Origin of the sequence: Candidatus Poriferisodalis sp. (assembly GCF_965219595.1) — a bacterium.
Taxonomy (GTDB): Bacteria; Actinomycetota; Acidimicrobiia; order Acidimicrobiales; family Poriferisodalaceae; genus Poriferisodalis.
The window spans coordinates 646682-659034 of record NZ_OZ244781.1 but is presented as its reverse complement, the minus strand read 5'-3'; the positions used below and the strand labels follow the sequence as shown (position 1 = coordinate 659034).

The following is a 12353-nucleotide window of genomic DNA, read 5'->3' as shown; positions in this document are numbered from 1 at the left end:
TGCCATACTTGGCGCCGTCGCCGCTTGTCGCTGCCGGCGAGCCGGCTCGCCGTTGGGAGGCACCATGCTCGGAGTGACCGTTCTCGGGACCGGGTCGCCGATGGTGAGCGCCACCCGGGCCGGGCCGGCAGCGCTGATCACCTACCAACGCCGTCCGGATTCTCCGGCGCACCACTACTTGGTGGATGCGGGGCGGTGGGTGTCGCTGCGGCTCGAGCAGGCGGGGATCCCGTGGCCTCATCTCGACGCGGTGCTGTTCACCCACCATCACATGGATCACAACGTCGGCTGGTCCGATCTGCTGATGTCGGGGTGGCAGATGGGCCGCGCCAAGCCATGGCGCGTCTTCGGCCCGCCGTTCACCAGCACGTTCTGTGCAGCGACGCACGACGCGTTCAGCTACGACCGCCAGCATCGGCCGGTGCTCCAGTCCGACGAAGGCGGCCGCCAGGACGTCACTGAGATCACCGGCGCTGGGCCGGTGTTCGACGAGGACGGTCTGCGCGTGACCGCAGCAGTCGTCCCTCATGGCGACTGTGTCCCCTCGTTCGCGTTCCGGTTCGATGCGCCTGACCGCTCGATCGTGATCTCTGGCGATTGCTCGCCCAGCGAGGCCCTTGTCGAGCTCGCGGCAGGCGCTGATGTGCTGGTGCACGAGATCGAGCACCGAGCCTCCACACGTGCCCAGCTCGAGGCCTTCGGCCTGCCGGAGGCCGACCAGGAACGAGTCTTCGCTGTCATGGCCGAGTGGCACACCGACGAGACCCAACTCGGCGCTATCGCCCAGGCCGCCGGAGTGGGCAAGCTCATGCTCACCCACTACATCCCCGACGCCTTCGACCCCGCCGCACTGGCCGCCGCCATCTCATCGACCTACACCGGCGATCTCGTCCTCTCCGACGACCTCACCGTCGGCTAGCCGAGCGAGTCTCCCTCGGCGGCGCGTTGTGCGAACACGTTGGGGTTGCTGGCCCAGTCCTCGAAGCCGATGCTGCCGTCGTCGGTGAGATAACCCAGCGCCAGGTTGATGCGGTCGGCGAGATCGGTGTCGTCGGCGGCGACGGTGCATCCGCCGGTCTCGATGTGCCGGTCGACCACGCTGACAACGAACTCGTCTCCGTAGGCGGCCGCGGTGGCAGCGGTCTCGACGATGCCTTGCGCGATGGCGTCGACGGTGCCGTTGCGCAGCGCCTCGAGCTGGGTTTCGGATGAGTCCTCGGTGCGAAGATCGGCTTCTGGGAGCCGGTCGAGGTTGACGACCTTGGGTTTGGCCGGGTCGGCGGGTATCAGCCGCAGCCTGCTCGCCAGTTCGTCCGACGAACCGCCTGGGCTGATCCACAGATCGTTGCCGGCTGTGGCCTCCACCACCGGCTCTGCTCCGCTGCCGTCAGCCGCGTCGATGACGACGCGTGTGCCGTCGGCCAGCCTGCCGTCTTGATCCGCCACGCCGATGAGCTGCAGCAGCCGCGACTCGCCTGTCGTAGCGGTCTGCACCCCCACCCGGTCGCTGCCGTCGAGCGCGGAATAGGACGACAGCCGGTCAGCGTCGCCAGCGCGCACCAGCAGCGACTGGCGGAACTCGATGTGGCCGTCGGTGAACCGAACGGCCTGCCCGTCGGGGCCGCGGGTGCGGTCGGCGGCAATGGTGATGCCGCCGCATGCCATGTCAATGCCCTCGGCGGTGGGCAGCAGCCAGATGCCGTCCCACGCGTCCACGCCGTGACGCTCGAACGTCATGTCGATCCCCGGCATCGCTTCCACAGCGCTCAGCAGGTCGGCTTCGTAGCCGACATGAGTGTCGAAGCCCGCAGTGCCCGGTCGCGAGTCCAGCGAACTGCTGACCGGTGCGTAGTGCGCATAGAACGCGAGACGCACGATGCGCGGGCTCGACCCCGACGAAGCTGCCTCTGCGCCTCCGTCCGATTCTGTCGAAGTACAGCCGACAGCCAGCAGCACGACACTCATCACCGCAATCGCAATCCGCACGTACCGCCCACGCGTCGTGCTGCCGACACCGGCGGTCGCACGACGCATCACCGGCGGGACCGCATTTCGGCTCGGTTTGATCGAGGTGAGACGGGAGGCACAGCATCGAAGCATGTCGGTGAAACTCACTTGTAGAACTGGATGTGGAACACAGCGTCGTCGGCTGGCTCGATGTGGTGTCGCACTCTCGGCGGAATGGCGACGGTGCCGCCGGCTTGCACGGTGACGCTGCGTGCAGATTCGTCAGCGAAGAGCACTGATCCCTTCTCGACGACCAACTCGGCCCATACCGCAGTGAGGTGATCGCGGCCAAGTGCGGGCGGCATGGAGGCAGCCATAAAGCTGGGGGTTCGCCGTACCGGCACGGCCGTCGGCGGCACTTCCGCGTCGTGTCCGTCCCGGCCCTGCCCGTCCACTGCATCATGTTCTCACCTGCGCGCTTCGCGATGTGCGCAGTCGTGCGTCACGCTCGGTCCGGGGCGAGGCCTCGCCAGGGCGTCGGTGCTTGTGGCGAATCGTCGGCGACAGCAGGATTCCGGCTCTGCAAGTGAGCGAGTGACGCTCGCCGGTTCAAGAAGGGCGAGAGCTAACTCAGGCGCTCGAGTCCGCCGATGGCATCGAAGCCTTGATCGAAGCTGAATATGCGAGTCACAGCTGCGCTGCCCATCACCGCCGCGTGCAACGCATCTCGGGCTGACAGGCTGCTGACGTTCTCCAGCAGTGTCCGAGCGGCACGAATCTCGGCCACGCCGAATGCGAGGACATCGTCGACCAAGGCATCGAGGCTTGCGAAGGCCGGGTCGATTGCGTCGAGCCGACCGAGAGCGACATAGCGGTGGAGAATCTCTTGGTAAACCTCGACGTCAGTGACGAACATCTCGCCGGCTTGCGTCAGGCGAGTCAGCACAGCGACCGTTCGATCCTTGTTCGGGTGTGCAGCGCCGACGAGGTACATCGGCACGTTGGAGTCGACGAAAATCATTGCCGCAGATCACGAGGCCAATCGGCCGGCTTCGATGTCTCGGAGCATCCCGTCGATGTCGGCTGTCGGGAATTCGTGTTGTGATGCTTCTGCGATTGCCTGAAGCCTCGCCACAGACGGTTCGGGCAAGCGGCTCGAGTCGCGCAGCGCTTGGCGCATCGCCTGCCGGACCCACTCAGCGACCGTCAGGCGACATGTCCGCGCCGCTCCCTGGATCTCCGTGTATTCGTCCTCATGCACCAAGACTTGAAGTCGTTTCGACACATGGCTTAGCCTATCTGACTGCAAGAGATATCAAAACTGACTCATGCTCTCGCAACTGGCAGGGATGAACACAGTCAAGGGAGCCACTCGGCACGACGGACTGCCTTCCATCGAGCGGCCTATCTACTGTGAGGAAAGAGTCGCTACCCACCAGGGCTGTTCGACTTCGTGCTGGGCGTGCATCGCTGGGGTCTGCGAGTCGGCGCCTACATGTGGCTCCTCATCACCGACCGCTACCCGCCGTTCTCTCTGCGCTGACGCCGCCGACGCCGTCTTTCACGTTCAGTTCTGCAATTGAACAGCGCCGCAGCAGTCTGCGCTGGCCATTGACGCGACGCTGATCGCTTCTGTGCGCGATCTGGTCGCCCAGACCCACCGCGGCACCCCGACCTCGGCAGGCAGGTCACTGTTCTCGGTCAGCAGACTGCCAGCACTTCTAGACGGCTAATTCAAAATTAAATTTTGAAATAGCCCGCAGTCGCGTAGTCTGGCATTCGTGCCGATCGAGCGCGATCTCGCCCCCAAGCTCCGGGCGGCGGCCGAGCAGTGGCCTGCGGTGACGCTGACCGGACCCCGTCAGAGCGGCAAGACGACACTCTGTGCGGCGGTCTTCGGTGACCGTCCGCAGGTGTCTCTGGAAGATCCCGACACGCGCGCATTCGCCGATGAGGATCCGCGCGGCTTCTTGGCCCAGTTCGACGACGGGGCAGTCATCGACGAGGTGCAACGCGTTCCCGACCTGCCGTCGTACCTGCAGGGGATCATCGACGCTGACCCGGTTCCCGGCCGCTGGATACTGACCGGCTCGCACAATCTCGCGCTGGTGCAGTCAGTGAGCCAATCGCTGGCCGGGCGTACCGCTGTGCTGCACTTGCTGCCGCTGGCTCGCAGCGAGGCGATCCGCTTCGACAGCTTCCCGCACAGCCTTGATGAAGCCCTGATCGTCGGCGGCTTCCCGCCTATCTTCGACCGCGGCTTCGAGGCCTCTGATTGGCTCGCCTCCTACGTCGCCACGTACCTCGAACGCGATGCCCGAACCATCACCAACGTCGGCGACCTGAACACGTTCAACCGCTTCGTGCAGCTCTGTGCAGGCCGCAGCGGGCAACTGCTGAACTACTCAGCGCTGGCCGGCGACTGTGGCATATCGCAGCCGACGGCCAAAGCTTGGCTGAGCGTGTTGGAGGCGCTGTTCGTCGTGTTCCGCCTGGACGCGTTCGCCGCCAATACACGCAAGCGCTTGGTACGCATGCCCAAGCTGCACTTCTACGACAGCGGGCTGGCCTGCTGGCTGCTGGGCATACGCACGCCCGAGCAGCTGCATTCCCATCCGCTGCGCGGTGCGATGTACGAGACGTGGGTGGCCTCGGAGATCGTCAAGCATCGTGCCAATCGAGGCGTCCGCGGCGGTGTCACGCACTACCGGGACCGCAGCGGCACCGAGGTCGATCTCGTGGTGGAAAACGCCGACGAGCCGCAAGCGGGCATCTCCCTCGTCGAAGCCCGTGCCACTGCCACGCCAAGCGGGCGCCTGCTCGACGGTCCACGTCGCGTCCGGGCACATCTGACGGACGAGCACCCAAGAGCGTCCGCCGTCGCCGTCGCCGTCTACGGCGGTACCGAAACCCAGCACCGCAGCGACGGATCACTGGTCGCCTGGCACGAACTCCACCACAGCACCCTCGGCACGGCCCCATAGCGCGCTCATCACAACCGTCAAGCAAACGGCCACGGGAGACAGTCATGGGAGTCGCATCCGGAATCTTCGCCCTAGAGGGAGACCCTGAACTGAGTCTGAATGCCCGCTACTCGGTACGGCCCATCCTGCAGTTTCTCAGGGACCTCAACGGGACGGACTTCATCTTCCGAGACATCGGCACTGCCGACGAACTCAGGCACTACCTCCGGCAGTGGACACTGGCCAAGAACAGCAAGTACAACATCGGGTACTTCAGCTTTCATGGCTCGCCCGGCGAGCTCTGCTTCCCGGACGGGCGCAAGCGGCCCCTCACGCTGGAAGAACTAGGAGGCTGGCTCGAAGGTCGGGCCGCGGGCCGGATCATTCACTTCTGCGCATGTTCTGTCGTTCGACTCGGCAGCACCCGGCTTCAGGAATTCCGCCAACAGACTGGCGCGAGTGCAGTCATGGGGTACCGCACCGATGTGGATTGGGCCGAGTCCATGGCATTCGAAACGCTGGTGTTCAACGCCCTGCATCACTACACGAGACTTGGTGACGCCGCGAACTACCTCGACAGAGTCGCTGGCAAACTTCGAGAGCACCTCGGGTTCGAGATCATCCGCTGATCCGCGGGCCGCTCGGCGGGCGATGGCGCGGGCGCGACGGTCGGCGCATTCGCGGGCGACCGCGGTTTCGAGAGCGCCACTGTCCAGGATGTGGCTTCCTGCGGATCGCCTCCGCGGCCATGCGAGGCTGAAAAGATGGCCGGATGACGTCATCACCCACGCAACAGCACCAGAATCTCCTCGCCCCTGCCGACATCGCCGACAGCGAGGCGGAGGCGGCACTGCGGCGCATCGAGGCAGACGACCCCGATGTCGGCGCTCGCGCACGCGAGGTCTATGAGGTGCTCACATGGGGTGAGGGACCCGGCGTGCTGAGGCAGGCTCGCGTGCAGTCGTGGCTGTGGTATGAGCTGCCTTGCAAGTACGTCAGCGACGAGGCTGGCTACATGGGTCGCCTGGCGGATGTCGCCGCCAGGCTGCTCGACGAGCTCGGCCTGCATGGCTACGCCGCGATCTGTCGAAGCGAAACCACCGCGACCGTGCACGCGGCATTCGGCGAGCGCGACAGCGAAGGTTTCGCGGCGCTGCGCACGGCAATGCGCGACTCGGGCATCTCGCCGCCTGATCTCGACGATTTCGAATGGAACAGGTTCATGGGCTTCGACGAGGCAGACGCGTATGCCGCCGCGCAAGACGCGCTCGAAGCAGCGATCGCCGCCGGCGAGTTGACGGTCGGAGCGCGGGGCTGGCGGGCGGAGCAGAAAAGGATAGTGGCGACGGCACTCGACGCTGACCACGATGCACAGCCGGGCCAGTCATGGCGCACGGCGCTGGTCACTGAACGGCTCGCCCGCTGGGTCAGCCAGGGCGACACCCTGAGCGAATCTGTGGGAGCTGCGCGGGCACAGGCCGCGAACCGGCTGCTGCATCCGATCGAACCGCCGTCCGAAGTCGCCGAGGCTCTGCATCTGCCGATGTGGCTGCTGACGCGATTCGGCGACGAACAGCCGCTAACCCAGGCGGGAAACCTTCGAGTGGCGTTCATCCGCACGGTGCATCAGGACTGCCCGTGGCGGGTGCTCGCGCCGCCGCCTCCCTACGAGCAGCGCCACGTCGAGGCTGACGACGTGATCCTGTCGGCGCTGCGCCACTGGTTGCAGCGGGCCAATGCGCTGCGCAAGCGCCACAACAGGTTGCACCGCACCCAGGCAGGCACGAAGATGGCACACGACCCGTCGCTGGCGTGGCAGCGGCTGACGCAGCATCTGTTCCCGACCGGCTGGGACGGTTTCGTCGTCGAGAATGCAGCGCTGGCGCTCCTATGCAGCGGCGGTGAGATGGCCGACAGGGATCTCGACGCCCAAGTCAGCGTGATGGCGACCGAATGCGGCTGGCGCTCGTGGAACGACGGCGAGCAACGCACGCCATCGGCGCACGAAGCGTCGTGGGCGTTTTCCGAAACGCTGCACCTGTGGACAGCTTGTGGATTGCTCAGTTCGGCAGGCACACGGCCAGATGAGCGACAGTCGCTGACTGAGGCGGGCACAGCAGCCGTGCTCACCCGCCTTCGCCACACCGCTGCGGGAGCGGGTGACCGGCCATGGTGAACGGTGCTGCTCGTCGGAGTCGGCGTCTGGCGTTAGGCGTCTGATTTCGCAGCGATGTGCAGTGCGTGCCGCGACAGCAGCAGCGTGGCTTGCGGTTCGCGGCTGCTCGTGCCCGTGCGTCCGAGGCCGCCGGTGTGTCCTCGCAGCGTCGGACTGTCACCCTCCTAGCCCGGCTGGCCTTGAAGCTCGACCGGCGGCGCATCGGGACGAGGCTGAATGTCGAGATGCGTCTCGATGCGGGCGAGCCGGTCGGTGTGATCCAGCAAAATCGCGCTGACTTCCCGGAACTGCGCGTCCATGTCCGCACGCAGCGAGGCACCCTGCGTGTTCATGTCGGCACGCAGGGATCCGATCTGGGTGTCCATGTGGCTGCGCAGCGCGCTGATGTCACCACGCAGCCCGTCGCGGCTTTAGAACATGAGCTCGAACAGCCCCGCCACCAACGCGGCAGTGATCGCCGTCGGGCAGCAGGGCAAGCGGAGGTGCTGTGATCCTCTACTCAGGGGAAAGCGTCGCTACTCAGGTTAGACATCATCTCGGGAATTGTGCTAGGTTGCGGCGTGGTTCGGGCACGTTCGAAGGCGGATGCTGCGAGGCGTTACGGTTCGCATGAATCCATCAGCCATGCCGACAGGGGGAGCAATGGCCACAGATCTTGAGATGTTCGTCAACGCCGACGGCCGCGAGGAACAGATTGCCGAAGTCGAGCGCCGGATAGAGGCCGACGGCATCGGTTACCTCTACTGCCAGTTCGTGTCCGTCACCGGCCGGATCATGGGCAAGGGCATCCCCGCGAAGCACTTCGGGATGATCGCCCGCAAGGGCTTTCAGCTCGTCTACGGCTCCACCGCCAACCTCTTCATCGATCGTCATGGCAACTACATCGGCTACGGCCCCGAAGCCCGCGAGCTCGTGGGCATCGGCGAGCCCGAGACGTTCATGCCGCTGCCGTGGGATCCCCGCACGGCACGGGTCTGGTGCACCCTGTTCCGGGGCCGCGAAGAAGAGGTCGGCGGCGGTGCCTTCCTCACGTCGGACTGCCGGGGCAATCTGCGGCGGCTGCACGCCGATTTCGAGGCCAAGCACGGGCTGCACCTGCGGGCCGGCTGCGAGCCGGAGATGATGTGGCTCAAGGCCGATGCAGACGGCAAGCCCACCGTGGAGGGCATGACCAAGCCGAACTGCTACCACATCGACCAGTTCGCCGAGCTGCAGCCCATCATCCACAAGGTGATCGAGTACTGCGAGGCCATGGGGCTCGACATGATCCAGGGCGACCATGAGGACGCTCCCGGCCAGCTCGAGCTGAACTTCAACTTCGACCGGGCCGAGCTCACCGCGGACCGCCTCACCACCTACCGGCAGGTGTGCAAGCAGGTCGGGCGTGAGATGGGCGCCTTCCCGTGCTTCATGCCCAAGCCGTTCATGGGCGTGTCAGCCAACGGCTGCCACCACAACATCTCGTTGTGGGACTCCGAGGGCAACAACAAGTTCATGCCCGAAGGCGACAATCCGCAGCTCCCCGGGCCTGTCGGCATGAAGGCCATCGGCGGCATTCTCGAGCATGTCCGGGCGCTGACGTGCCTGTCCTCGCCGACGGTCAACTCCTACCGCCGTCTGTGGGACACAGGCTTCTGGGCGCCGGTCTTCGCGGACTGGGGCTTCCAGAACCGCACCACCGCCCTGCGGGTGAGCGCGCCTGGCCGTTTCGAGTACCGCTCGGCGGACAGCTCGGTCAACCCCCACCTGTCGTTTGCCGGGCTGCTCATGGCGATGGACGACGGCCTCGACCGCAGCCTCGACCCGGGCGAGCCCGAAGAGCGCAACATCTACGAGGCCATGGAGGCCGGCAAGGACGTGCAGAAGATCCCGCTCACGCTGGGCGAGGCCCTCGAGGCGCTGCGCAACGACGAGTGCGTGATGCGGTCGCTGCCCGGCGAGATGTCCAAGGTGTTCTTCCACTACAAGACCGACGAGTGGGAGCGCTTCCTGCACACCGTTTCGGACTGGGACGTGGAGGAATACCTCGACGTCCTGCCGTGAGAGAGGCCGACAGCCGTCCGGCCGGTTCGCCGAGGCGGCCCGGCACACAACCTGAAAGACCAACAGCACCCACGAAGGGGGGAGCACCATGTGCGGCATAGCCGGAGTGATCCACCGCGACGGAACCGCCGACATCGGAGCAGAGCTCACGGCGATGCTCCAATCGATGAAGCACCGGGGGCCCGATTCCACCGGCTACGCGGTGTACGGGCCGGCCGACGACCTGGTCGTGATCCGGTTCGTGCTGGCCGAGCCCAACAAGAGCACGGGCATCGGGATGGCGGAGCGCCTCGAGCGCAACCGGGCCGAGGTGGAGAGCCGCTTGGCCAAGATCGGCGCCGAGGTGGCCACGGTCACCAGCGAGACCGGGTACGCCTTCCGGGCCACCATCCGCTACGGCGGCGACCTCAAGGCCCTGGCCGACTACCTCGAAGACGTTCCCGGCTGCGAGGTGCTGTCGCTGGGCAGCTCGCTGGAGATCATCAAGGACTTGGGCGACGCTTCCACCGTGAGCGACCTGTACAACCTGGGCTCGTTCCAGGGCACACACGGTATCGGCCATGTGCGCATGGCCACCGAGTCCGAGGTGGATCTCGCCAGCGCCCACCCCTACTGGGCCTACCCCTTCGCTGACGTGGCGGTGGTGCACAACGGCCAGCTCACCAACTACCACCAGTGGCGCCGCCGCCTCGAGCAGCACGGCCACCGGTTCCAGAGCGAGTGCGATTCAGAGATCATCGCTGTGTACCTCGCCGAGTACATGAGCCGTGGCCTGACGCTCGAAACGTCGATGAAGCACAGCCTCGATGATCTCGACGGCGTGTTCACCTACGTCTGCGTCACCGGCAACCAGCTGGGCGTTGCCAAGGACGAGATGGCGGCCAAGCCGCTGGTGCTGTTCGAGTCGGAGCCGCTCGTGGCGGTCGCGACTGAGGAAGTGGCCATCCGGTCATTGGTGAAGCGAGAGGTCGAGACCCGCGATCCCTACGAGCGGGAGGTGCTGGTGTGGCAGGTGTAGGTTCCCGCAGCGGCGTCTCCTACGACGCCCGAGGTCTGGTCGAGCCCACTGCCGACATGCCCGACAACATCGAAGTCGAGGGCGGCCGGGCACGCTTCGATGCGGCCGATCTGACCATCCGCCAGATCAACATGGCGCTGCGCAAGCTCATCTACGACGACGGCATCACCGACGTCACGATCCTGAATCCGGCCTCGAAGCACTCGCTGGCGGTCGGCATCTTGAAGCGCTGCCGCATCCACTTCGAAGGCAGCCCGGGCTGGTTCGCCTGCGGGCTCATCGACGGACCCGAGGTGACGATCAACGGCCGTGTCGGCTGGTCGGTGGCCGAGAACATGATGTCGGGCGTGGTCACCATCGAACGAAGCGCCGGATCGCTGACCGGTGCCGCCATTCGCGGCGGCGACCTGATCGTGAAGGGCGATGTGGGCGCCCGCACCGGCATCGACCAGAAGGGCGGCACGATCATCGTGCTCGGCGACGTCGGCATCAATACCGGCTTCATGATGCAGCGGGGCCGGCAGATCATCTGCGGCAACGCCGGCATGAACCTGGGCGACTCGATGTACGACGGCGAGATCTACGTGGCCGGCACGGTGGCCTCGCTGGGTGTCGACTGTGTTCCTGGTGAGTGGAACGATGCCGACAGCGAGCTGATCGAGCGCAAGTTCCGTATCCACGGGCTCGGCGACCCGCCCGAATTCCAGAAATTCGTCTGCGGCAAGGTGCTGCACAACTACGACCAGCTTGAGCCGTCCGAGCGCAAGCTCGTGATCCACTAGAGGCAGGGGGAAGAACAGTCATGGCTGACGAAAACGAGGTGAATGCGAGCACCGACGTGCTCGGCAAGAGCCGGATCTTCACCCGCGAGGTCATCAACGACATCCACGTGAAGTCCGAGCTGGGCCGCTACCGGATGCGGGGATTCTCGATCTTCAAGAAGATCCCCCACTGGGACGAGCTGGTGTTCCTGCCGGGCACCCTCACCCGGTTCGTGATCGAGGGCTACCGGGAGAAGTGCGAGACCAAGACGGTCATCGGCTCACGCTTCGCCGAGAAGCCGCTCGAGCTCGACATCCCGGTGTACATCACCGGCATGAGCTTCGGCGCGCTGTCGCTGGAGGCCAAGATGGCGCTGGCCAAGGGCGCCTCTATGGCCGGCACGGCCACCTGCTCGGGCGAGGGCGGCATGATCCCGCCCGAGCGTGATCTGTCGACCAAGTGGTACTACCAGATCATCCAGAGCCGCTACGGCTTCAACCCCCACCACCTGATGCTGGCCGACGCCGTGGAGTTCTTCATCGGCCAGGGCTGCAAGGTGGGCCTCGGCGGCCACTTGATGGGTCAGAAGGTCACCGAGCAGGTGGCCGAGATGCGGTCGCTGCCCGCAGGCATCGACCAGCGCTCACCGGCCCGCCATCCGGACTGGCTCGGTCCCGACGACCTGTCGCTGAAGATCCAAGAGGTGCGCGAGGCCACCGACTACCAGATCCCGATCCAGCTCAAGCTGGGATCGGCCCGGGTGTACGACGACGTGCGCATGGCCGCCAAGTGCGGCCCCGACGTCATCTACCTCGACGGAGCCGAAGGCGGCACCGGTGCGGGGCCGCACCTGGCCACTGAGGAGACCGGCATCCCGCTGATGGCTGCCATCCCCGAGGCCCGCCGGGCGCTGGAGGATGTCGGCTTGGCTGACGACATCGACCTGGTGGTTGCGGGCGGCATCCGCAACGGCGGCGATGTGGCCAAGTGCCTGGCGCTGGGCGCGAACGCGGTTGCGCTCGGCACCGCAGCGCTGATGGCGCTCAACTGCAACAAGGAGATCCCCGGCGTCACCGATTATGAGGGCACCATCGGCGTACCGGCGGGCGAGTGTTACCACTGCCACACCGGCCGTTGCCCCGTGGGTGTGGCCACCCAAGACGTGGAGCTGCGCAAGCGTCTCGACGTCGACGAGGCGGCGCTGCGGGTCTACAACTTCCTGATCACCCTGACCATGGAAGTGCAGATGCTGGCCCGGGCCTGCGGCAAGACCGACATCCACTCACTCGAGCCCGAGGACCTCGCAGCGCTGACGCACGAGGCGGCCGCCATGGCCAAGGTGCCGATCGCCGGCACCAACTACATCCCGGGCGTCACCGAGGAGCGGACCCTGGCGGAGATCCGTGACCTCTTCGACAAGCACGTAATCGACGGAGGGCTGTAG

The 12353-nt window shown here is 65.9% G+C and carries 13 protein-coding genes; 8 read left to right on the top strand and 5 right to left on the bottom strand.

The window, feature by feature from the left end; all coding sequences use genetic code 11:
• Window positions 1-73 precede the first annotated feature (73 nt).
• Window positions 74-919, top strand: coding sequence for an MBL fold metallo-hydrolase (locus ACOQPE_RS02680; protein WP_420610381.1), 846 nt, complete (start codon window positions 74-76; stop codon window positions 917-919).
• Here the strand turns inward: ACOQPE_RS02680 and ACOQPE_RS02675 are convergent.
• From ACOQPE_RS02675 to ACOQPE_RS02660, 4 genes are all read right to left on the bottom strand, one after another.
• Complete coding sequence (locus tag ACOQPE_RS02675) at window positions 916-1965, bottom strand: transporter substrate-binding domain-containing protein (protein ID WP_420610380.1); 1050 nt, start codon at window positions 1963-1965, stop codon at window positions 916-918. The two genes, ACOQPE_RS02680 and ACOQPE_RS02675, sit on opposite strands and share 4 nt — an antisense overlap.
• Before the next feature lie 146 nt (window positions 1966-2111).
• The gene (locus tag ACOQPE_RS02670) at window positions 2112-2351 is read right to left on the bottom strand and encodes a DUF1971 domain-containing protein (protein WP_420611342.1); all 240 of its coding nucleotides are present in this window, start codon (window positions 2349-2351) and stop codon (window positions 2112-2114) included.
• Window positions 2352-2572: 221 nt separating this feature from the next.
• Window positions 2573-2968, bottom strand: a complete 396-nt coding sequence (locus tag ACOQPE_RS02665; protein WP_420610379.1) for a type II toxin-antitoxin system VapC family toxin — start codon at window positions 2966-2968, stop codon at window positions 2573-2575.
• 9 nt (window positions 2969-2977) lie between these two features.
• The gene (locus ACOQPE_RS02660; RefSeq protein ID WP_420610378.1) at window positions 2978-3232 is read right to left on the bottom strand and encodes an antitoxin; all 255 of its coding nucleotides are present in this window, start codon (window positions 3230-3232) and stop codon (window positions 2978-2980) included.
• Between the two features lie 496 nt (window positions 3233-3728).
• On the opposite strand from ACOQPE_RS02660, the gene ACOQPE_RS02655 reads away from it, so the two are divergent.
• The 3 genes from ACOQPE_RS02655 (at window position 3729) to ACOQPE_RS02645 (ending at window position 7086) form a co-directional block, all read left to right on the top strand.
• Window positions 3729-4931, top strand: a complete 1203-nt coding sequence (locus ACOQPE_RS02655) for an ATP-binding protein (RefSeq protein ID WP_420610377.1) — start codon at window positions 3729-3731, stop codon at window positions 4929-4931.
• 44 nt (window positions 4932-4975) lie between these two features.
• A complete protein-coding gene (locus tag ACOQPE_RS02650; protein ID WP_420610376.1) occupies window positions 4976-5539 on the top strand; it encodes a DUF6642 family protein in 564 nt (187 codons plus the stop codon).
• Between the two features lie 143 nt (window positions 5540-5682).
• Entirely contained in the window at window positions 5683-7086 is a 1404-nt protein-coding gene (locus ACOQPE_RS02645; RefSeq protein ID WP_420610375.1) for a hypothetical protein, read from the top strand.
• A 164-nt stretch (window positions 7087-7250) separates the two neighbouring features.
• Here the strand turns inward: ACOQPE_RS02645 and ACOQPE_RS02640 are convergent, their stop codons facing one another.
• On the bottom strand, window positions 7251-7451 hold the full coding sequence (locus tag ACOQPE_RS02640; protein ID WP_420610374.1) for a hypothetical protein: 201 nt from the start codon (window positions 7449-7451) through the stop codon (window positions 7251-7253).
• Window positions 7452-7728: 277 nt separating this feature from the next.
• On the opposite strand from ACOQPE_RS02640, the gene ACOQPE_RS02635 reads away from it, so the two are divergent.
• From ACOQPE_RS02635 to ACOQPE_RS02620, 4 genes are all read left to right on the top strand, one after another.
• Window positions 7729-9129: a glutamine synthetase family protein gene (locus tag ACOQPE_RS02635; RefSeq protein WP_420610373.1), complete on the top strand. Its 1401-nt coding sequence runs from the start codon at window positions 7729-7731 to the stop codon at window positions 9127-9129.
• An 88-nt stretch (window positions 9130-9217) separates the two neighbouring features.
• Complete coding sequence (locus ACOQPE_RS02630; RefSeq protein WP_420610372.1) at window positions 9218-10147, top strand: glutamine amidotransferase; 930 nt, start codon at window positions 9218-9220, stop codon at window positions 10145-10147.
• Window positions 10135-10929, top strand: coding sequence for a GXGXG motif-containing protein (locus ACOQPE_RS02625; RefSeq protein ID WP_420610371.1), 795 nt, complete (start codon window positions 10135-10137; stop codon window positions 10927-10929). Before ACOQPE_RS02630 ends, ACOQPE_RS02625 begins: the two co-directional genes overlap by 13 nt.
• 20 nt (window positions 10930-10949) lie before the next feature.
• On the top strand, window positions 10950-12353 hold the full coding sequence (locus tag ACOQPE_RS02620; protein WP_419855393.1) for an FMN-binding glutamate synthase family protein: 1404 nt from the start codon (window positions 10950-10952) through the stop codon (window positions 12351-12353).